The organism is Aestuariibaculum lutulentum (genome assembly GCF_032926325.1).
In the GTDB taxonomy this organism is placed as follows: domain Bacteria; phylum Bacteroidota; class Bacteroidia; order Flavobacteriales; family Flavobacteriaceae; genus Aestuariibaculum; species Aestuariibaculum lutulentum.
The window spans coordinates 666,060-687,229 of record NZ_CP136709.1 but is presented as its reverse complement, the minus strand read 5'-3'; the positions used below and the strand labels follow the sequence as shown (position 1 = coordinate 687,229).

Below are 21,170 nucleotides of genomic sequence, written 5' to 3'. Positions count from 1 at the left end.
AGGTATACCAAGATACAAGCTTTCAATAAAAGGCAAATTCAATTTTAAATTATTTTACGATGTTCAACGCCTGTTTTAAGCTTCAATATAAGCTTCAATAGGCGCACAAGAACAAACTAAATTTCTGTCTCCAAAGGCATCGTCTACACGTCTTACGCTTGGCCAGAATTTATTATCAGCGATATAATCTAATGGGTAAGCAGCAGTTTCTCTTGAATATGGTAAATCCCAGGTATCTGCTGTTAACATAGCTAATGTATGAGGTGCATTTTTCAATACGTTGTTTTTATCATCAGCAGTAGCAGCATCGATTTCTTTTCTGATTGAAATCATAGCATCACAAAAACGATCTAACTCAGCTAAATCTTCAGATTCAGTAGGCTCAATCATTAATGTTCCAGCTACCGGGAATGATACTGTTGGCGCGTGGAAACCGTAGTCCATTAAACGCTTAGCGATATCACCCACTTCAATTCCGTTTTGTTTAAATTCACGACAATCTAAAATCATTTCGTGAGCCGCTCTTCCACATTCTCCTGTATAAAGAATAGGGTAGTGCCCTTCAAAACGAGCTTTCATATAGTTTGCATTCAAAATAGCATGTTCAGTAGCGCTTTTTAATCCTTCAGCACCCATCATGGTGATATAACCATAAGAGATTAAACATACTAAAGCCGATCCGTAAGGCGCCGATGAAATAGCAGTGATAGCTTGCTCACCACCAACGTTTAAGATTGGGTTAGTTGGTAAGAAAGGAACTAATTTTTCATTCACACAAATTGGTCCAACTCCTGGTCCACCACCACCGTGAGGGATAGCAAATGTTTTGTGTAAGTTTAAGTGACAAACGTCAGCTCCAATTGTAGCAGGGTTTGTTAAACCTACTTGAGCATTCATGTTAGCACCATCCATATAAACTAATCCGCCGTTATCGTGGATTAATTGTGTTATTTCAATGATAGATGATTCGTAAACTCCGTGAGTTGAAGGGTACGTTACCATTAAACAAGATAAATCATCTTTGTGTTCAATAGCTTTTGCTCTTAAATCTTCAACATCGATATTTCCTTCTGGAGTTGTTTTAGTAACGATAATTTTCATTCCAGCCATAGCTGCAGAAGCAGGGTTTGTTCCGTGAGCCGATGATGGAATTAAACATACGTTACGGTGTCCTTCACCACGAGACATGTGGTAAGCACGGATAGCCATTAAACCAGCATACTCTCCTTGAGCTCCTGAGTTTGGTTGTAACGTTGTACCAGCAAATCCTGTGATTACGTTTAACTGTTGCTCTAATTTTTTAAGCATAGTAATGTAACCTTCTGCCTGATCAATTGGAGCGAATGGGTGAATGCTGTTCCAGTTTGGCATTGATAATGGCAACATTTCAGAAGCAGCATTTAATTTCATGGTACAAGAACCTAAAGAAATCATTGAGTGATTCAATGATAAATCTTTACGCTCTAATTTTTTGATGTAACGCATCAACTGACTTTCAGAGTGATGGTTATTGAAAACATCATGCGTTAAGAAAGACGATGTTCTTTCTAAAGAAGCTGGTAATTTGCTGGCAGTCGATAATTCAGTAACTGTGAAAGCCTCTTTACCTAATGCTTCAGCAAAAATCGCGATGATTTGGTTGATGTCTTTTATTGAAGTTGTTTCGTTGAATGAGATTGAAATCGTTTCTGCATCTACATAGAAGAAGTTAACTTCGTTTTTTTCAGCAACAGCTTTTACTTTTTGAGCGTCAGCTTTTACTAAAATGGTATCAAAATATGCGGTATTCGTTTGATAAACACCTAATTTATTTAAAGCATCGGCAGTTGTTACAGCCGAAGCGTGCACTTTATTTGCGATGTATTGTAATCCTTTTGGACCGTGGTAAACAGCGTACATACCAGCCATAACAGCTAATAATACCTGAGCAGTACAGATGTTTGAAGTTGCTTTTTCACGTTTAATGTGTTGCTCACGAGTTCCTAAAGCCATACGTAATGCACGGTTTCCGTTGGCATCGATAGAAACACCGATGATACGACCTGGCATAGAACGTTTGTATTCTTCTTTCGTTGCAAAGTAACCTGCGTGAGGTCCACCGTAACCCATTGGTACACCAAAACGTTGTGTAGTACCTACAACAACAGCAGCTCCCATTTCTCCTGGAGAAGTTAATGTAGCTAATGATAAAATATCAGCAGCAACTGCCACTTTAATGTCATTTTCTGCAGCTTTAGCGATAAATGAACTATAGTCGTTTACTTGGCCGTATTTACCAGGATATTGAAGGATAGCACCAAAGAATTCGTTAGAGAAATCGAAAGTTTCGTGGTTTCCAACAACTAATTCAATTCCAACTGGAGTAGAACGCGTTTGTAATATAGATAAAGTCTGTGGTAAAATTTCTTCAGAAACGAAGAATTTATTCACCTTATTTTTCTTTTGGTCACGTGTTCTTACGTCGAACAATAATGACATAGCTTCTGCAGCTGCAGTTCCTTCGTCAAGTAACGAAGCATTTGCAATTTCCATTCCTGATAGTTCTGTAACTACAGTCTGGAAGTTTAAGATAGCCTCTAAACGTCCTTGTGCGATTTCGGCTTGGTAAGGCGTGTAAGCCGTATACCATCCTGGATTTTCGAAGATGTTTCTTTGAATTGCAGCAGGAACGATAGTTGGGTGGTACCCTAAACCGATATACGATTTGAAAACTTTGTTCTTTTTACCTAATTCCATAATATGAGCAGCGTACTCATACTCAGACATAGGTTCATCTAAGTTTAAACCATTTTTTAACTTAATATCATCCGGTAAAGTTTCGTAAATCAACTGGTCTAAAGAGTCCACACCAATAGTTTGTAACATTTGGTTTTGATCCTCTTCTCTAGGCCCAATGTGACGCAATGCGAAAGCGTTTGTATTCATTAAAATTGAATTTTGTTAAATATTCCGCAAAAGTACATAATATTAAGTGTGTTTTCTTGTCTAAAAGGGGGTGTTTTTATTCACAGGCTATTAACTTTAACACTTTGTTTACATTTGTGTTATGAAAGTTTTTAAGCAACTCCTGAATTTCTATATCAATAGTAGTTTTCATGTGGCCTGTGCAGTGGTGGCGTTAACATGGATTACCTTGTTGGAATTTCATTTGATATTAGATAAAAACCTTATCATTTTTGTATTCTTTGCATCGGTTACAGGTTATAATTTTGTAAAGTATTTTGGTATTGCCAGGTTTCATCACAGGGGTTTGTCTAACTGGTTGAAAGCGATACAAATATTGTCCTTTTTTTGCTTCGTGTTGATGTGTTATTATGTGTTGAAACTGAAGTTGGAAACCTTACTTTTTATAGCCGGATTTGGAGTGGTAACGTTCTTTTACGCGATTCCATTTTTGCCCAGAAGATTTTATCTGGACAGTAAACAAAATTTAAGAAATATAGGAGGATTAAAGGTGTACCTAATTGCGTTGGTTTGGACAGGTGTTACCGTATTCTTACCTGTAATTAATAACGATTACGGCATAGATAGCGATGTTATTTTAACAGCTATTCAGCGCTGGATTTTTATTATTGTAATCATGTTACCTTTTGAAATTCGCGATTTAAAATACGATAGCTTAAAGTTGGCTACCATTCCGCAGAAAATAGGGGTACAGCAAACAAAAATTATGGGGATGCTGTTACTTGGCGTTTTTTATATGATGGAGTTTTTTAAAGATAGCATAGCTTCGGGGAGTTTGCTCGTGATGTTTTTAATAAGTGCAATAACTTTGTTTTTTGTGAAGTATGCCGAAGTTAAACAAGGGCCTTATTATTGCTCGTTTTGGGTGGAAGGATTACCCATTTTATGGCTGTTACTTTTACTAATGTTTAACTGATTTCCTGTTCTTTTAAAGCTTTATCGAATTTTGCTTTCAGTGCTTCCTTACACGTTTTGTCCATACATTTAACGTTTGAAGATTTTATAACTTCAGTCAGTTTTTTGTTGTTTTTAGTGTAGTTTCTGCAGCAAGGGCATAGTGCCAGGTGAATGTTTAATTTTAGTTTTTCCCAAAGTGAAGCTTCTTCGTATTGTGCTTTATCGCAAACGTGGTTTGCTTTAAGACAAGGGTTTGTACTGTTATTTTTGCTACTCATATTAAAACCAATTTTCTTTTAAACATTCTGCCATTGCCGTACGTGCTCTGTGAATAATAACCCAAAGGTTAGACGCAGTGATATTGAGTTCATTACAAATAACTTCGGTATCTTGTCCTTCTATAGTTTTCATTCTAAACACCTGAGCTTGCTTTTCAGGTAGTTTACTCAGGCAGTTGTAAATAGCATCACCAAGCTCGGTGTTTTCCATGGCGTCTTCAGCTGTTTTATCGAACGGATCGGCAACGCGCTCTTCCAACCAGTCACCTTCGTCTTCATCGGTGTTGAAGGTCATGCGCACTTCGGCTTGACCTTTATTTGAATTAATCTTGCGGTAGTAATCAATTATTTTTCGCTTTAAAATGGAAATCAGCCAGGTACGCTCGCTCGATTCTCCTTTAAAGTTTTTCATCGATTTTAATCCGGCAAAAAAAGTATCTTGAACTAAATCCTGAGCAACCTCTCTGTCGTTAACACGTGAAATCGTGTAATTGTAGAGGTAATCGGAATATAAATCGATCCACTTATTCGGATTAATTTTATGGTCAGACATTGGTCAGGCTATTTGTTGATGCCTACCAAAAATAGAATAAAAAAATGGATTCTTCTACTTTAAGAAGAAGGAAGTAAATTTAAAGTATAAATAGAAAAAATGGATTTAGGTTTTCGGATTTAAAACGGCATTTTCTTCATCGGTTAATAATCGGGAATGAATAATAAAACGAAGTCCTAAAGGAATTTCCAACGAAAAACTGGCACCTCGGCCTTTTGTGATGTCAACTGTAAGGTGGGTATGTTTCCAATATTCAAACTGGTCTTGATTCATGTAGAAGTTAACGCCTTCTAACGTGCCAAGAAGAATATCGCTTTCATCGAGATACATATCGTCTTTTTCAAAAATCATTGGAGAAGAACCGTCACAACAGCCACCACTTTGATGAAAAATAAGTTCACCATGTTTCGCTTTTAATTGATTAACCACTTTAGCGGCTTCTTCTGTTATTGCAATGCGTTCCATAATAATAGAATTAATGAGAGGCCGAATCGAGCAATAATCCGACCTCTGCATTAAGGTAGTCACCCTATTAAAAAAATCCTAACTTATTTTTATCGTAAGAGATTAACATGTTTTTGGTCTGACGGTAATAATTGAGCATCATCACATGATTTTCACGGCCAAATCCTGATTTTTTGTAACCTCCAAAAGGCGCATGTGCCGGATAGGCATGGTAACAATTTACCCAGACGCGACCTGCTTTTATGGCTCTTGGAATTTGATAGAGTTGATGCGCATCTCGTGTCCAGACACCAGCACCTAAACCGTAAAGTGTGTCGTTGGCAATTTCTAAAGCTTCGGCCTCATCTTTAAATTTTGTAACACAAACTACGGGACCAAAAATTTCTTCCTGAAAGACACGCATTTTGTTATGGCCTTCCAAAATGGTTGGTTTTATATAAAAGCCGTTGGCTAAATTGCCACTAAGTTTATTGGCTTCGCCTCCAGCTAATACTTTTGCGCCTTCTTCAATACCAATTTTTAAATACGATTGAATTTTTTCATATTGGTCATTCGAAGCTTGAGCTCCAACCATGGTATTAACATCGTATGGATTATCCTGAATAATAGCATTGGTTCTGGCAATAACACGTTTCATAAAAGCCTCGTAAATATCTTCCTGAACCAATAAACGCGACGGACAGGTACAAACTTCACCTTGATTAAAAGCGAAAAGTACGGCGCCTTCAATGGCTTTATCCAGATAAGCATCATCGGCATCCATAACGGAATTAAAGAAAATATTGGGCGATTTACCGCCTAATTCCATGGTTACGGGATTTAAGTTTTTCGACGCGTACTGCATGATGAGTTGTCCGGTAGTCGTTTCGCCAGTAAATGCAACTTTATCTACCTTAGAGCTTGAAGCCAGAGGTTTTCCTGCTTCAGGGCCAAACCCATGAACCACGTTAATAACACCCGGAGGAAAAACATCGGCTATCTTTTCCATGAGTAAGGTTGCCGATGACGGTGTTTGTTCAGCAGGTTTTAAAACCACGCAATTTCCTGTTGCTAATGCAGGAGGTAATTTCCAGGATAACATTAACAATGGGAAATTCCATGGGATAATTTGTCCCACAACACCTAAAGGTTCTTTAATATTCATGGACAAGGTGTTGGCATCGAGTTCGGTGGCACTACCTTCTTCTGCGCGGATACAAGCAGCAAAATAACGCCAGTGGTCTACAGATAAAGGCACATCGGCATTTAAGGTTTCGCGTATAGGTTTTCCGTTATCGCAGGTTTCTACCAATGCAAATTCTTCTAAATGTTCCTGAATAATGTCAGCGACTTTATTTAATAACGTAGCACGTTCGGTTGCTGAGGTATTTCCCCATGATTCTTTAGCGGCGTTGGCAGCATCTAAGGCTAATTCTACATCTTCTTTTTGCGAACGTGGGTATTTTGCTATCAAGCTATTGTCTATGGGAGAGGTGTTTTCAAAGTATTCACCAGCAACAGGAGGAACAAATTTTCCGTTTATAAAATTATAATACGTTTCTTTAAATTTAGGTTTAGAATAACTCATTTCTTATTTAGTTTTGTTGTTAAATGTTTAAAAATATGGTTAGTTTTTTAGTTAAAGTTTAGTTTTTATAAAATTATATTGTCATTTTCTTATTATCTTGAACAGAAATATCATTGTTTTGAACATATCTATCATTTCAAATTTTTAAAGCGATTTTTTTGTACTATTGAATATGAGACAGTTATTAAACCACCACAGAAGTCACAGAAAACTATCCACTCTAGTAGAAAATAGAACCACTTATAGCGCAGCATATGCTGAGCTGAATATTTTTGAAACTCATGAATATGCGGAGAAAGTGTCTTTGATTTTCGATTTTCCGGTGATAGCAAGTATGCTTACTGGAAAAAAAGTGATGCATATTGATGGTTTGGAAGCTTTTGAGTTTTTTCCGGGAGAATCGGTGGTGATGCCAACAAGAAAGGAAATGGTGATTGACTTTCCCTTAGCAACGCAAAAAGACCCAACACAATGTTTAGCTCTAGGAATTGATGCCGATAAAATTAATGAGGTGGTTGAAAAGTTTAATTATGAAGTAGCCATTGAAAACGAAAACAATAACTGGGATTTAGATAACAATACCTCGCATTTAACCAATCATCAGGATGTAAATCATTTAATAGAGCGGTTAACATCCACCTTTCTTAATAATAGTAAATCTAAAGATGTGTTGTTGGATTTAATGATTCAGGAGCTAATCATTCGGTTATTACAAACTAAAGCCAAAGCTTTAATTATTGATGATCCGAATCAGGCGTTCAGTGATACCAGAATAGGTACAGTGATTAAATTCATAAAGGAGAATTTAACTAATAAAGATATAACGGTAGACTTGCTCGCTGAGAAAGCGTATATGAGCACGTCGCATTTTCATAAGAAGTTTAAAAACACTTTAGGTGTGTCTCCAATAGATTATATTAATTCTGAAAAAATTAAGTTTTCAAAGAAATTGATAAAGGAAGCTAAAGATTTTAGAATGTCTGAAATTGCCTTTAAATCTGGTTTTAATAACACAAGTTATTTTAACCGACAATTTAAAAAGATGGAGATGATGACGCCGCAGCAGTTTAAAAAAATGATTTCCGCTTAACTGAAGATTGAGTTATTCAATTAAGCGGAAACCTTAGTTTTTATTTTATTAATCCAGCACGTCTAAGTAACGCTTCTGGTTGCGGTTCTTTTCCGCGGAAGCGTTTGTATAAAGTCATAGGATCTTCTGTGCCACCTTGCGATAGTACGTTGTCTTTAAATTTCTGAGCCACTTCTGAACTAAAAATACCTTCTTCTTTAAAATACTCAAAAGCATCGGCATCTAAAACTTCCGCCCATTTATAGCTGTAATATCCAGAACTATATCCTCCTTGGAAAATATGTGAGAATGACGTGCTCATACAGTTTTCTGCAACATCAGGATATAGTTTTGTGTTTTCAAAAGCATTAGTTTCGAAATCTTTTACTGAAGTAATGTGTTCTGGCGAATCACTACCATGCCAGCTCATATCTAATAAACCAAAACTTAATTGGCGTAAGGTTTGCATGCCTTCGTGAAAGGTTGCAGATTCCTTAATTTTTTCAACCAGTTCCATAGGAATGACTTCGCCTGTTTCGTAATGCGTAGCGAATAATTCAAGCGCTTCTTTTTCGTAACACCAGTTTTCCATTACCTGACTTGGCAACTCTACAAAATCCCAGAATACGCTGGTTCCGGAAAGGCTAGGGTAAGTCGTGTTGGCTAACATGCCGTGTAGCGCATGACCAAATTCGTGGAATAAAGTGGTTACCTCGTTAAATGTTAATAACGACGGTTTGCTTTTGGTTGGTTTGGTAAAATTACAAACAATAGAAATATGCGGACGACTGTTTTCGCCATCTTTTACATATTGTGGTTTGTAAGAGGTCATCCATGCACCGTTACGCTTTCCTGGTCTTGGGAAAAAGTCGGCGTAAAGAATAGAAATGTAGTCACCGTTGGTATTAGTTACTTTATAGGTTAGTACATCGTTGTGGTATTTGTCGATGGTATTTATTTCTTCAAATTGTAAACCGAAAAGTTTTTCGGCAACCGTAAACGCACCATTAATAACGTTTTCTAATTTGAAATATGGTTTTAGTTTTTCATCATCTAAATTGAATAATTTCTGTTTCAATTTTTCTGAATAATATGCTGAATCCCATTTTTGAAGCTGATCGATACCATCTAAATCTTTGGCGAATTGTTCAAGATTAGCAAACTCGTCTTGAGCGGCAGGTTTTGCTTTTTCAAGAATATCGTTTAAGAAGGTTTGAACGGTTTCCGGGTTTTTAGCCATACGTTCTTCCAGCACGAAATGTGCATGGGTTTTGTATCCTAAAAGATTCGCGCGCTCATGACGTAATTTTACGATGTTTAAAACAATTTCTTGATTATCTAATTCGTCGTTTTGAAACGATTTTGCGCCAAAGGCAATGGCTATGGTTTTACGTAACTCGCGATTATCGGCGTAAGTCATAAACGGAATATAGCTCGGGTAATCTAAAGTGATTAACCAACCGTCTTTGCCTTTGCTTTCTGCTAACTGAGCAGCAGCTTCTTTAGCGCCTTCAGGTAAACCAGCTAAATCGTCTTCATTTGTAATATGAAGCTCATATTTATTAGTTTCGGCTAAAACATTTTCTCCAAAAGTTAATTTCAGTTTGCTTAACTCTTTATCTATCTCACGTAGCTGTTGCTTTTTATCATCAGTAAGATTGGCACCATTTCTTGAAAAGCTTTTGTATTTTTTATCTAAAAGGGTGGCTTGTTCGGTTGTTAAATCTAATGTGTCCTTTGCATCGTAAACAGCTTTTACGCGTTTAAAAAGCGCATCGTTTAAGGTAATGTCATTACTGAATTCGGATAACAGCGGAGATACTTCCTGTGCTATTTTTTGAATCTCATCGTTAGTCTCAGCAGAATTCAAATTGAAAAAGATACTCGACACACGGTCTAACTGCTCACCAGAAAAATCTAAAACTTCAATGGTATTTTGAAAGGTTGGAGCTTCTGGGTTATTAGTAATGGCGTCTATCTCTGCTTTAGCATTTTCAATGCCTTCTTTTATGGCCGGAAGAAAATCACTATTATTAATTTGTGAAAATGGCGCAGTATTAAAAGGAGTTTGAAATTTTTTTAATAGGATGTTTGTCATTTTAGTAATAAATATGTTAAAACAAAAAATATATTATGCATACATAGTATAATTTTTGTAGATTTGACGCAGTTCAATTGAAAGAGTGACTAACTCAAATGAATTATTCTTAATAGCACTAAACCCCGAATCTCTTCGGGGTTTTTTGATTTATAAGCCTTTTGCTGACTCGTAAACTATTTGCTTTAAGCTTTCTTTGTAGTCTACAATTTTGTTTAAAACCGCTTCGTCTGCAGAACCTATTATTTGAGCTGCTAAGATTCCGGCATTTTTAGCACCGTTTAATGCAACCGTTGCTACAGGTACACCACCGGGCATTTGTAAAATAGATAATACAGAATCCCAACCGTCTATTGAGTTGCTGCTTTTCACAGGAACACCAATAACCGGTAGCGGTGATAAAGATGCGATCATACCAGGTAAGTGGGCTGCACCACCGGCACCAGCGATAATTACTCCAATACCGCGAGTATGGGCATTTTTACCATAGTCGAATAATTTTTCAGGAGTTCTGTGAGCAGACACGATATCTACTTCAACTTCAATATTGAAATCTTTTAAAATGTCTACAGCGTCTTGCATTACCGGCAAATCGCTTTTGCTTCCCATGATGATTCCTACTTTATTCATCTATATTTTAATTTATGTTTTTGTCTTTAAATTTTGATTAAGCGTTTATTCGCTAATCACTTTTATGGTTGATTTTACTTCTTCAGCAATTTTTCGAGCTTGATTGATGTCTTGGTCAACAATAGTAACGTGTCCCATTTTTCTAAATGGACGCGTTTGCTTTTTACCATAAATATGTGGTGTAACACCATCTAAGCCCATAATGGTTGAGATGTTTTCGTAAATCACATTTCCACTATAACCTTCTGCTCCTACCAGATTTACCATAACACCACCAACTTTACTGTCGGTACGTCCAAGAGGTAAATCTAAAATAGCTCTTAAGTGTTGTTCGAACTGAGAGGTGTAGCTCGCTTCAATTGACTGGTGACCTGAGTTGTGAGGTCTTGGAGCCACTTCGTTAATTAAGATCTCGTCGTTATGAGTTTGGAACATTTCAACGGCTAATAAACCAACGTGGTTAAAAGCTTCCGAAGTTTTTAAAGCGACATCAATCGCTTTTTGCGCTACGTCTTCCGGAATTCTTGCAGGACAAATAACGTATTCTACCTGATTGGCTTCAGGGTGAAATTCCATTTCAACTACCGGGAAATTTTTACTTTCTCCAGAAGGTGTGCGAGCCACAATTACTGCAAGTTCATTTTTAAATGGTACTAATTCTTCAGCAATACATTCCACATTTGGTAAACCTTCTAAATCTGAAACCGATTTTACAATTTTCACCCCTTGTCCGTCGTAACCAAACTGAGCTGATTTCCAAACGAAAGGCACAGTTAAACTACCATGGTCGATAGCTTCTTTTACTTCAGAAGTATAAGCAAAACGCGTAAAAGGAGAGGTTGGTAAATTATTGTCTTTATAAAACAATTTTTGTCTCGCCTTGTTTTGAATAGTTCTAAGGGTTTTAGATGCCGGATATACTTTGATACCTTCTTTTTCAAGGGCTTCTAAAGCATCAACGTTAACGTTTTCAATTTCAATAGTTAATACATCAACCTGTTTGCCAAAATTGTAAACGGCATCATAATCCATTAAATCACCTAAATGAAATTCGTTGCTTGCAATTTTACAAGGCGCTTCGTTACTTGAATCTAATACACAAGTATATATGTCAAACTTTCTGGTATCGTTAAGAAGCATTTTACCTAATTGTCCGCCACCAAGAATACCTAGTTTAAAATTTGAAGAAAAATAGTTCATTGTTTATCTTTAAAAATGAAATTAAATTGTCTAACCGACAAAATATGATGCAAAAATACACTTAAATATTAATTAGTATCTAAATCGTAAATCAAAAAATGGTGATTCCTTAATCTATTGATTATCTTTGCACCTTTATTAAAATAAGTTTCAGTGGTAAAGTTACACGACAAATTTTTTAAACCGTTTATTTCTGCCGAAGAAATCGATCGGGCTATGACGCGAATGGCAAGCGAGATAGCGAAAGATATTGGAGATGAAATTCCTGTGTTTATTGGTATTTTAAATGGATCGTTTATGGTAGTAAGCGATTTTGTAAAAAAGTATCAAAAACCATGTGAAGTAACATTTATTAAGTTAGCCTCTTATGAAGGCGTAAAGTCTACAGAAGACATTCAAAGACTTATTGGCTTAACACAAGATTTATCCGGACGTACTGTGGTTATTCTTGAAGATATTATCGATACTGGTAATACTTTAGCCGAGGTACACCGTATTTTTAAGAATGAAAGGGTAAAATCTTTAAAAATTGCCACGTTATTTTACAAACCTGAAGCTTATAAAAAAGATTTCAAACTTCATTACGTAGGTATAGAGATTCCTAATAAATTCATTGTAGGCTATGGATTAGATTACGACGGACTGGGAAGAAACTTACCCGAAATATATCAAATCAAACAAACAGAATACATGACAAATTTAGTGCTATTTGGCCCTCCAGGTGCTGGTAAAGGAACACAAGCAGAATTTTTAAAAGAGAAGTATAAGTTAGTACATATTTCTACTGGCGACGTTTTTAGATACAACATTAAAAACGAAACCGCTTTAGGAATGCTAGCAAAATCATACATCGATAAAGGTGAGTTAGTTCCAGATCAGGTAACTATTGATATGCTTGAAGCTGAAGTAGAAAAAAATACGGATGCTAACGGATTTATCTTCGACGGGTTCCCTCGTACAAGTGCACAGGCTGAAGCATTAGATAAGTTGATGGAAAGCAAAGACTCTGCAATTAGCGCTATGATAGCTCTTGAAGTAGAGGATGAAATTTTAGTAGAGCGTTTAGTAAAAAGAGGTGAAACCAGCGGAAGAGCTGATGATGCCGACGAGTCTATTATTAGAAATAGAATTACTGAGTATTATAACAAAACAGCCATCTTAAAAGATTACTATTCTGCTCAAAATAAATATTTTGGTGTAGATGGTGTAGGATCTATTGAAGAGATTACTCAGCGTTTAAGCAGCGTTATAGATAACTTATAAAATCTTAATCCGTAAGGATTTAAAGCAATAAAAACCATATCTTTAAAGTATTAAGGATATGGTTTTTTTAAAATAGAATTAGCATTTAATAGAAAATCCACTGTGGTGGAAGATTAAAATAAACAACAATGACAGAAGGAAATTTCGTTGATTATGTAAAAATGTATGTGAGCTCGGGTAATGGAGGAAAAGGATCAGCACACTTACATCGCGAAAAATATATAGCTAAAGGTGGACCCGATGGAGGAGACGGTGGTCGTGGAGGTCATGTTATCGTTCGCGGAAAATCAAACCTATGGACCCTTCTGCATTTAAAGTTTAAAAAACACATTCGTGCCGGTCATGGAGAGCATGGTGCTAGTGCACGTAGTTTTGGTGCCGATGGCGAAGATGTGTATATCGACGTGCCATTAGGAACGGTAATTCGTGATACTGAAAGCAATGAAATTCTTTTTGAGATTACCGAAGACGGACAAGAAAAAATATTAGCTCAAGGAGGTAAAGGTGGTTTAGGAAACTGGCATTTTAAAAGTGCTACAAACCAGACACCTCGTTACGCACAACCTGGAATGCCTCTTGAGGAAAAATATGTAACCATGGAGCTTAAGGTGCTTGCCGATGTTGGATTGGTAGGTTTCCCTAATGCAGGTAAGTCAACATTATTGTCTGTGGTAACCTCGGCAAAGCCAAAAATTGCAGATTACGAGTTTACAACCTTGAAACCTAATTTAGGAATCGTAAAATATCGCGATTATCAAACCTTTGTGATGGCTGATATTCCTGGAATTATAGAAGGAGCAGCCGAAGGTCGTGGTTTAGGGCATTACTTTTTACGCCATATTGAACGTAACTCTATTCTATTATTTTTAATTCCAGCCGATGCTGAAGATATTAGAAAACAATACGATATTTTGTTAGACGAATTGCGTCGTTACAATCCTGAAATGCTTGACAAAGAGCGCATCATAGCCATATCAAAATGTGATATGCTGGATGATGAGTTAAAAGCAGAATTAAAGGAGGAATTAGACAACGAATTACCAATACCTTATATGTTTATTTCATCGGTAGCACAGCAAGGTATTCAGGAACTTAAAGACAAGCTTTGGAAAATGTTGAATGATTAATTGATGAATAGTGAGACATCATATCAAAAATATGGTTGAAATAAATAATAGCAAAAGAAGTAAATTCTATGCGTTATTTATTCAACTGTTGATTTTGATATCGATAATCATTTTTTCAATTGAAACCATTCCAGATTTAAAACCGCATACCCGAAAGGTTCTGCATTATGTAGATCTTTTTATTGTAGCAGTTTTTACAATTGAATATTTTCTTAGAATTTATTTAGCCAGACATAAGTTTAAATTTATTTTTAGTTTTTTTGGACTTATAGACTTGCTGGCTATTCTGCCTTTTTATCTTTCTATTGGCGTCGATTTACGTGCTTTAAGAGCATTGCGTTTTCTTAGTGTATTCCGGATATTAAAGCTAATACGTTACAGTAAGGCTATACATCATTTTGTAAGAGCCATTAAGTCGGCGAAGGAAGAAATTTTACTATTTATTTTTGCTACCCTTATTTTAATATTCTTTTCGGCGGTCGGTATTTATTATTTCGAGCATGAACAACAACCTGAATATTTTTCATCTGTATTTGACAGTCTTTGGTGGGCTGTTATTACTTTAACAACCGTTGGGTATGGCGATGTATATCCTATAACGGTTGGTGGACGTATTTTTACCTTTTTTATTTTAATGATAGGCCTTGGAATAATTGCCATTCCGACGGCTATTATTTCTGCGGCACTCACAAAATCAATGGATAGAAAAGGAGAAAAGTAATTTTTTCGTTATTTTGAAGTATCTAAATCTATTCAATAATGAAAACCTTTCTTTCTGCTTTTTTTGTTCTATTTTTAATTTCTTGTGCCTCTGTTCGTGTAAATTTTGATTACGACCAAGAGGCTGATTTTTCAAAATACAAGACTTATAATTATTATGCCGATATGAATACCGGTTTAAGTGAGCTGGACACTAAGCGTTTTCTTGATGCTTTAGATAATCAGTTGTCTCAACAGGGTTATACCTTGGCAAAAGAACCAGATTTCTTTATTGATGTGAGTAGTAATGAATATGAAGAAGGACCAAAAAGTTCTTTTGGTATTGGTTTAGGAGGTACAGGAAGGCATGTTGGTGGTGGCGTATCTATAGGTGTGCCTGTGGGGCAATCTAATATAAACCGACAAATAACATTAGAGTTTGTTGACGAAAATAAAAAACAACTGTTTTGGCAGGCGGTAAGTGAATCTACTTTTAAACCTAACGAAACACCTGAGAGTCGAGAGGCTCTTTTTAATGCGATAGCAGTTAAAATGTTAGCCGAGTTTCCTCCTAAGTAATAATTTTTAGATTATCATAACATTTTAGATTCTTAAATTGATTTTTCGTTTTGTAGCTTTACAAAAATCACTAAAAATAGTTATGAAATCATTACAAGATAAAGTGGCCTTTATAACCGGAGGCACAAAGGGAATAGGATATGGAATTGCACAGTCTTTATTAAACGAAGGTGTAAATGTAGCCATAACAGGAAGGGATTTAGCAACTGCACAAAGAGCGGCTGATGCTTTAAATTCAAATGCTACGCAAGGTGCTAAAGCTATAGGTATTCAGGCCGATGTAAGAAGTTATGAGAGTCAGCACGAAGCCATTCAGCAGGTTTTAGAAACGTTTCATAAAATTGATGTCGTCATTGCTAATGCCGGTATAGGGCATTTTGGAAGTATTGAAGACCTAACTGTAGAGCAGTGGCAGGAAACCATTGATACGAATTTAACAGGTGTATTTTATTCTATAAAATCCAGTATTGAAGCTTTAAAACAATCTCAGGGTTACTTTATTACCATTTCCAGTTTGGCTGGAACGAATTTCTTCGCAAAAGGGTCGGCTTACAATGCCAGTAAATTTGGATTAACAGGGTTTTCGCAATCGGTAATGCTAGATTTGCGTCAGTATGGAATAAAGGTAAGTACTATTATGCCAGGTTCGGTGTCTACCTATTTTAATGGTAATACGCCAGATGAAAGTGATGCCTGGAAAATTCAAATTGAAGATTTAGGTGAAATTGTTGTGGATTTATTGAAGCTAAATCCAAGAACCTTACCGAGTAAAATAGAGGTGCGACCTACCATGCCGCCAAGCAAATAAAAAATGTTTATTATATTAGTAAAAACGCCAACTTCAGGTTGGTGTTTTTATTTGATTCAAAAGAATTATTTTTGTCAAACTAAAATTGTGTAATGCCTCGAATTCTTTTTTTACTTTTCTTTCCGATATTAACAATAGCTCAGGTCGATTCTAAAAAGATCCAAGACCTTTTAGTTCAAGAAAAATTTTTCGAAGCCGAAGAGGTTTTAAATACGTATTTAAAACAACATCCCAATGATATGGAGGCTGTAGAGTTGTTAGGAGATACTTATGGTCATCAAAAAAAATGGGATGAAGCGATGAATAGCTATCAGACTTTAATTGAATTTGATGGCAAGAATGCGAATTATCATTATAAATTTGGTGGTGTATTGGGAATGAAAGCCTTATCGGTTAGCAAAATTCGAGCGTTAACTTTAATTGATGATCTGGAGGAAGCTTTTTTAAAAGCAGCTAAACTAGATCCGAAACATATTGACGCACGTTGGGCTTTGGTTGAATATTATATGAAACTACCCGGTTTTTTAGGAGGAGGTGTTTCAAGTGCTTTACCTTATGCCGAGGAGTTGGAAAAGTTATCAAAAGTAGATGGTTATTTGGCAAAAGGTTTTATATATGAAAATGATAATGAACCTGAGTTAGCCGAGAAGTATTATAAACTGGCGATAACTGAAGGAGGTTCGTTGGTATGTTACGATAAATTAACCAAGTTCTATATTGCCCAAGACGAACCTGAAAAGGCGATTTTAAATCTTAAAGCAGCTTATGAAAGGCATCAGGATGCCGATTTGTTAATTCAAATTAAAGCCTTGGAAAAGCCATAAATTCCAAAAAATTAGAGGATTCTATTACCCTAAAAAAGTAGCAATCCTTATCTTTACAAACTACAAAAGTAACTTATGAACGTACATTTTATAGCCATTGGTGGTTCGGCGATGCATAACCTCGCTTTAGCTTTACATAACAAAGGATATCAGGTAACAGGAAGTGATGATGAGATTTTTGAACCTTCAAAATCACGTTTGGCAAACAAAGGTTTACTGCCGGAAGCGTTTGGTTGGTTTCCAGAAAAAATTACTGAAAGTTTAGATGCTGTTGTTTTAGGAATGCATGCTAAGTCCGATAATCAGGAGTTGTTAAAGGCCCAGGAATTGGGACTTAAAATTTACAGTTATCCGGAGTTTTTATACGAACAATCCAAAAATAAAACGCGTGTAGTTATTGGTGGAAGTCATGGGAAGACTACGATTACATCTATGATTCTTCATGTGATGCATTACCATGATCGTGATGTCGATTATATGGTAGGTGCACAACTGGAAGGTTTCGATGTGATGGTAAAATTAACCGAGGAGAATGATTTTATTGTTCTGGAAGGTGATGAGTATTTAAGTTCACCAATCGACAGACGCCCAAAGTTTCATTTGTATAAACCTAATATAGCTTTGTTAAGTGGAATAGCCTGGGATCATATTAATGTTTTTCCAACCTACGAAAACTATGTAGAGCAGTTCAAGATTTTTGTAGATTCTATTGTTAAAGGCGGAAGTATAAATTATAATGAAGAAGATGCTGAAGTAAAACGTGTTGTTGAAGCTTCTGAAAATCCGATACGCAAGATAGCCTACAATACACCAGAATATACTGTTGAAGATGGCGAAACCTATTTAGAAACTCCTGAGGGTCCAATGCCAATGGAGGTTTTTGGTAAACACAACCTTAACAATCTTGCAGGAGCAAAATGGATTTGTCAACACATGGGTATTGATGAAGATGATTTCTATGAAGCGATTTCAACCTTTAAAGGCGCAAGCAAACGTTTGGAAAAAATAGCCGAAGGGAAAACCAGTGTTGCTTATAAAGATTTTGCCCATTCACCAAGTAAAGTAGAAGCAACAACCAAAGCAGTGAAAGAACAGTATAGTGACAGGCAATTAGTAGCCTGTTTAGAGCTTCACACTTACAGCAGTTTAAATGCTGAATTTTTAAAGGAATATAAAGGTGCTTTAGATGCAGCCGATACAGCAGTTGTATTTTATTCGCCGCATGCGGTAGAAATAAAAAAACTGGATGCTGTTTCACATGATCAAATCGCTCAGGCATTCGAGCGTGACGATTTAATTATTTATACCAATCCGGACGATTTTAAGAATTTTTTATTCTCTCAAAATTTAGAAAACAAAGCCTTATTACTGATGAGTTCTGGTAACTACGGCGGACTTAATTTTGATGAGGTAAAAGCTTTAATAAAATAAATAAATACCTTTTTCTTTAAGACTTAGTATCTTCAAGTGTATTGTTATTTGGCATACTCTTGATGTGTATATCTCTTTGAGGAAAAGGTATTTCTATATTAGCTTCTTTAAAGGCATTATAAACCGCAACAGAAACCTCACTTTTGGTTACTAAACTCACTTCGTAATGCACCCAGCATTGTAGAACAAAATTAAGTGAGTTATCACCAAATTCAAGAAATAATCCACGTGCTGGAGGTGTTTTTAGTACGTTGGGATGCGATGCTCCGGCTTTAGCCAGGATTTCTAAAACCAGATTTGGGTCGGCATCATAAGCGGCGCCAATAAAAATATCAATACGTTTTATGTTATCTGATAGTGTCCAGTTTATAAGATTGTTAGACATTAAATTGTAGTTAGGAACAATTACTTCGGCACCATCAAAGGTTCTTATTTTTGAAGAACGTACACCAATTTTATGCACACGCCCTAATAGGTTGTCGACTTCAACGGTGTCGCCTTGTAAAATGGGTCTTTCGAACACTAAAATCAATCCGGAAACGAAGTTCGAAATTAAGGTTTGCAAACCAAAACCAATACCAATACCCATGGCACCTGCTAATAGATTGAATTTGCTTAAATCCATGCCTAACGACGACAATGCAAACACAAATCCGAAAGCCACAATAAAATAACGAATCACTAAGGAGACAGCTGCGGGTATACCTTTAGGTAATCGTAACGATTTTAAAATGCCTTCACCATCGCCATCATCAATCATAAAAGAAATTAAGGTTGTTAGTAAATATGAAGATGCAAGAATGATAATGAATGATAAAATGGAGCCAATTGTTATGGTTATGGTTCCGAGGCTATAAGGTTCTGAAAGTACATCGGTTAAATAATCTTTTAAAGGCCTGTAAACTTCAATCATATTCAAGAAAAACAGAAACCAAAAAATGAGAACAACGACTCTTAAAATTTTCATCAGTTTAATTTCCAAAGCTAATTTTCTAGAGTGATCAATTACAGCTTTTGAACTAAAATGTCTGTGAATTAAACTGGTTGATATTCCCTCAAGGATTAATAGTAAACTATAGAAAATAACGGTTATTACGCCTATATGGGTACATATTTTAAGAGTGATATCGGTTAGGTTGGTATAGCCTAAAATGTTTGACATAACGGCAATAAAAACCAGAATATAAATGACTGGACTTAATTGAATTAAAAATTTACTAAGCGGATTGACTTTAGAGTCGCTCATTTTGTAAAGTTTTTTGAGTAATAAATAAAGTGCTACTCCGATAAGTGTGGCTTCTAACAGGAGATAAATTCTGTAAACTCCTGGATGAAACCATAAAAATGTTTTTAGCGAATCGATAACATAGAAAAATGTAATAACATAGTATATGTTTTTAAACTGTGTTTTTATTTGTGGTCTAACAACGTACGAAGAGGCAATGATTAACCCTAGAATTAGAAAGCTTTCAAAAAGTTTAGGAGTCCCTGTAAAAAATATATTCCCAAGAAGTAACGATAGAAAAATGAATGTAGCGACCGGATGTTTTAAAATGACATCTTTAGAGATGAGTAAATTAGGGTCGTTTGTTACGAACTCATATTTCTCAAATCCTCGCTTTAAGAAATAAACAATTCCAAATAAGAACAAAATAAGAGCAAAGTAAAGATAAAAAGAGCTTTTGTTTACCTTAATAAAACTAACCAGTTCTTTAAAGCTATCGGAAGCGGTTTCTAAAACTGAGGTATTACTTGATTTTTTAGTTTTTGAAAACGATGTTTTCCATAAGGGTTCATTTCGCAGGTGAAACAAATCGTATGTTTCCGAGGTTTTAAGCGTTAATATTTCCTCCATAATTTCGTTAATCAATTCCACTTTAAAATTGATTTTCGATTCCAGTTTTAACGCTGTATTATTTTCTTCAATAATAGCTTCGTTTACAGTTTCAATGTCTTTTATTAAATCGGTAATACGTGTTAATATTTCCTTTGGAGCTTCTTCGTTTTTAGCATTTTCAAGTGTTAAATCCCATGTTTTATGATGTAATTCTATGGTTTCAAGAAGGCGTGTATTTTTGGATACATAGTTATTAACATCGTCCTCAATACCTGTTAAATAAATTCGGTTTCCATTCCACTTGGTATACAGGTTTTCAATTTTTTGTCTGTTAGGATTTGAGGTTAATACTTTTTGAGTTTGCTCCTGCTGTTTGTCTATATATTCAGCATATGTTGGGTACAGCGAATCCACCCTATGTACAGCTTTATTCGCTTCAAGTTTACGCTCAATAAGTTTTAAATCCTCATTCGTTTTTTGGATATTTTGAATAATGGCCGTTAACGGAATCGCCTTTGGAGCATTAACAATTAAAGAATCAATAGTATTTTCTGAGTCTTGCGCTTGCGAGGAGGTAAAACCAAAACATATCAGAAAAACTGAAAGTATTGTGGTTTTTATTGAAGCCGATGATAAAGTAAAATGCATAAATTTATAGTTGACCTGTGCTATAAATTTATGCATAAAAAGTTAATAAATTAAATGATTTAGGTCTTATAAATTAGCTCAATCAGGATGGTAATATGGGGTAACTGTAATATTATATGTTTATGTAATTTTAAAAGAGCTTTTAAAAAGGTATAAAATGAGTGATTTTCATTTAATTGATTTGTTCTGGTTGTATCAAGTTGATTAAGTAAAAAAATAACAGTAACATTGTA

18 protein-coding genes are annotated in these 21,170 nt (G+C 35.6%); 9 read left to right on the top strand and 9 right to left on the bottom strand.

What is annotated here, in order from left to right:
- Positions 1 to 75 precede the first annotated feature (75 nt).
- Positions 76 to 2,925 (bottom strand): aminomethyl-transferring glycine dehydrogenase, encoded by a 2,850-nt coding sequence (gcvP, locus tag R1X58_RS03085; protein ID WP_240571889.1) that lies wholly within the window; start codon positions 2,923 to 2,925, stop codon positions 76 to 78.
- A gap of 121 nt (positions 2,926 to 3,046) precedes the next feature.
- Here gcvP and R1X58_RS03080 point away from each other — a divergent pair, with 121 nt between their 5' ends.
- Positions 3,047 to 3,880 carry a UbiA prenyltransferase family protein gene (locus tag R1X58_RS03080; protein WP_240571888.1) on the top strand — a complete coding sequence of 278 codons (834 nt, stop codon included), beginning with the start codon at positions 3,047 to 3,049 and terminating at the stop codon, positions 3,878 to 3,880.
- On the opposite strand, the gene R1X58_RS03075 is transcribed toward R1X58_RS03080, so the two are convergent.
- From R1X58_RS03075 to R1X58_RS03060, 4 genes are all read right to left on the bottom strand, one after another.
- Positions 3,873 to 4,139: a hypothetical protein gene (locus R1X58_RS03075; protein WP_240571887.1), complete on the bottom strand. Its 267-nt coding sequence runs from the start codon at positions 4,137 to 4,139 to the stop codon at positions 3,873 to 3,875. The two genes, R1X58_RS03080 and R1X58_RS03075, sit on opposite strands and share 8 nt — an antisense overlap.
- 1 nt (position 4,140) lies before the next feature.
- On the bottom strand, positions 4,141 to 4,692 hold the full coding sequence (locus R1X58_RS03070) for a sigma-70 family RNA polymerase sigma factor (protein ID WP_240571886.1): 552 nt from the start codon (positions 4,690 to 4,692) through the stop codon (positions 4,141 to 4,143).
- A gap of 105 nt (positions 4,693 to 4,797) precedes the next feature.
- Entirely contained in the window at positions 4,798 to 5,157 is a 360-nt protein-coding gene (locus R1X58_RS03065; protein WP_240571885.1) for a DUF779 domain-containing protein, read from the bottom strand.
- Positions 5,158 to 5,224: 67 nt separating this feature from the next.
- The gene (locus R1X58_RS03060; protein ID WP_240571884.1) at positions 5,225 to 6,724 is read right to left on the bottom strand and encodes an aldehyde dehydrogenase family protein; all 1,500 of its coding nucleotides are present in this window, start codon (positions 6,722 to 6,724) and stop codon (positions 5,225 to 5,227) included.
- Between the two features lie 172 nt (positions 6,725 to 6,896).
- On the opposite strand from R1X58_RS03060, the gene R1X58_RS03055 reads away from it, so the two are divergent.
- A complete protein-coding gene (locus R1X58_RS03055) occupies positions 6,897 to 7,814 on the top strand; it encodes an AraC family transcriptional regulator (protein ID WP_240571883.1) in 918 nt (305 codons plus the stop codon).
- A gap of 40 nt (positions 7,815 to 7,854) precedes the next feature.
- Here the strand turns inward: R1X58_RS03055 and R1X58_RS03050 are convergent, their stop codons facing one another.
- From R1X58_RS03050 to R1X58_RS03040, 3 genes are all read right to left on the bottom strand, one after another.
- Positions 7,855 to 9,891, bottom strand: a complete 2,037-nt coding sequence (locus R1X58_RS03050; protein ID WP_240571882.1) for a M3 family metallopeptidase — start codon at positions 9,889 to 9,891, stop codon at positions 7,855 to 7,857.
- A 150-nt stretch (positions 9,892 to 10,041) separates the two neighbouring features.
- Positions 10,042 to 10,521, bottom strand: a complete 480-nt coding sequence (gene purE / locus R1X58_RS03045; protein WP_240571881.1) for a 5-(carboxyamino)imidazole ribonucleotide mutase — start codon at positions 10,519 to 10,521, stop codon at positions 10,042 to 10,044.
- 45 nt (positions 10,522 to 10,566) lie between these two features.
- Complete coding sequence (locus R1X58_RS03040) at positions 10,567 to 11,721, bottom strand: 5-(carboxyamino)imidazole ribonucleotide synthase (protein ID WP_240571880.1); 1,155 nt, start codon at positions 11,719 to 11,721, stop codon at positions 10,567 to 10,569.
- A 153-nt stretch (positions 11,722 to 11,874) separates the two neighbouring features.
- Between R1X58_RS03040 and R1X58_RS03035 the strand changes: the two genes are divergently transcribed.
- From R1X58_RS03035 to R1X58_RS03005, 7 genes are all read left to right on the top strand, one after another.
- On the top strand, positions 11,875 to 12,984 hold the full coding sequence (locus R1X58_RS03035) for an adenylate kinase (protein ID WP_240571879.1): 1,110 nt from the start codon (positions 11,875 to 11,877) through the stop codon (positions 12,982 to 12,984).
- A 128-nt stretch (positions 12,985 to 13,112) separates the two neighbouring features.
- Positions 13,113 to 14,111 (top strand): GTPase ObgE, encoded by a 999-nt coding sequence (gene obgE / locus R1X58_RS03030; protein WP_240571878.1) that lies wholly within the window; start codon positions 13,113 to 13,115, stop codon positions 14,109 to 14,111.
- A 31-nt stretch (positions 14,112 to 14,142) separates the two neighbouring features.
- Positions 14,143 to 14,832, top strand: a complete 690-nt coding sequence (locus R1X58_RS03025) for an ion transporter (protein ID WP_255802835.1) — start codon at positions 14,143 to 14,145, stop codon at positions 14,830 to 14,832.
- A 38-nt stretch (positions 14,833 to 14,870) separates the two neighbouring features.
- Complete coding sequence (locus tag R1X58_RS03020) at positions 14,871 to 15,389, top strand: DUF4136 domain-containing protein (RefSeq protein ID WP_240571876.1); 519 nt, start codon at positions 14,871 to 14,873, stop codon at positions 15,387 to 15,389.
- A gap of 82 nt (positions 15,390 to 15,471) precedes the next feature.
- On the top strand, positions 15,472 to 16,197 hold the full coding sequence (locus R1X58_RS03015) for an SDR family oxidoreductase (protein WP_240571875.1): 726 nt from the start codon (positions 15,472 to 15,474) through the stop codon (positions 16,195 to 16,197).
- Positions 16,198 to 16,289: 92 nt separating this feature from the next.
- Complete coding sequence (locus R1X58_RS03010; protein ID WP_240571874.1) at positions 16,290 to 17,021, top strand: tetratricopeptide repeat protein; 732 nt, start codon at positions 16,290 to 16,292, stop codon at positions 17,019 to 17,021.
- 75 nt (positions 17,022 to 17,096) lie between these two features.
- Entirely contained in the window at positions 17,097 to 18,452 is a 1,356-nt protein-coding gene (locus R1X58_RS03005; RefSeq protein ID WP_240571873.1) for a UDP-N-acetylmuramate--L-alanine ligase, read from the top strand.
- A gap of 16 nt (positions 18,453 to 18,468) precedes the next feature.
- Here the strand turns inward: R1X58_RS03005 and R1X58_RS03000 are convergent, their stop codons facing one another.
- Complete coding sequence (locus R1X58_RS03000; protein ID WP_317293005.1) at positions 18,469 to 20,937, bottom strand: mechanosensitive ion channel family protein; 2,469 nt, start codon at positions 20,935 to 20,937, stop codon at positions 18,469 to 18,471.
- Between the last annotated feature and the right edge of the window lie 233 nt (positions 20,938 to 21,170).

Coding starts and splice junctions, on each gene's coding strand:
- gcvP (WP_240571889.1), bottom strand. CDS start 2,925: ATGAATACAAACGCTTTCGCATTGCGTCACATTGGGCCTAGAGAAGAG.
- R1X58_RS03080 (WP_240571888.1), top strand. CDS start 3,047: ATGAAAGTTTTTAAGCAACTCCTGAATTTCTATATCAATAGTAGTTTT.
- R1X58_RS03075 (WP_240571887.1), bottom strand. CDS start 4,139: ATGAGTAGCAAAAATAACAGTACAAACCCTTGTCTTAAAGCAAACCAC.
- R1X58_RS03070 (WP_240571886.1), bottom strand. CDS start 4,692: ATGTCTGACCATAAAATTAATCCGAATAAGTGGATCGATTTATATTCC.
- R1X58_RS03065 (WP_240571885.1), bottom strand. CDS start 5,157: ATGGAACGCATTGCAATAACAGAAGAAGCCGCTAAAGTGGTTAATCAA.
- R1X58_RS03060 (WP_240571884.1), bottom strand. CDS start 6,724: ATGAGTTATTCTAAACCTAAATTTAAAGAAACGTATTATAATTTTATA.
- R1X58_RS03055 (WP_240571883.1), top strand. CDS start 6,897: ATGAGACAGTTATTAAACCACCACAGAAGTCACAGAAAACTATCCACT.
- R1X58_RS03050 (WP_240571882.1), bottom strand. CDS start 9,891: ATGACAAACATCCTATTAAAAAAATTTCAAACTCCTTTTAATACTGCG.
- purE (WP_240571881.1), bottom strand. CDS start 10,521: ATGAATAAAGTAGGAATCATCATGGGAAGCAAAAGCGATTTGCCGGTA.
- R1X58_RS03040 (WP_240571880.1), bottom strand. CDS start 11,721: ATGAACTATTTTTCTTCAAATTTTAAACTAGGTATTCTTGGTGGCGGA.
- obgE (WP_240571878.1), top strand. CDS start 13,113: ATGACAGAAGGAAATTTCGTTGATTATGTAAAAATGTATGTGAGCTCG.
- R1X58_RS03025 (WP_255802835.1), top strand. CDS start 14,143: ATGGTTGAAATAAATAATAGCAAAAGAAGTAAATTCTATGCGTTATTT.
- R1X58_RS03020 (WP_240571876.1), top strand. CDS start 14,871: ATGAAAACCTTTCTTTCTGCTTTTTTTGTTCTATTTTTAATTTCTTGT.
- R1X58_RS03015 (WP_240571875.1), top strand. CDS start 15,472: ATGAAATCATTACAAGATAAAGTGGCCTTTATAACCGGAGGCACAAAG.
- R1X58_RS03010 (WP_240571874.1), top strand. CDS start 16,290: ATGCCTCGAATTCTTTTTTTACTTTTCTTTCCGATATTAACAATAGCT.
- R1X58_RS03005 (WP_240571873.1), top strand. CDS start 17,097: ATGAACGTACATTTTATAGCCATTGGTGGTTCGGCGATGCATAACCTC.
- R1X58_RS03000 (WP_317293005.1), bottom strand. CDS start 20,937: ATGCATTTTACTTTATCATCGGCTTCAATAAAAACCACAATACTTTCA.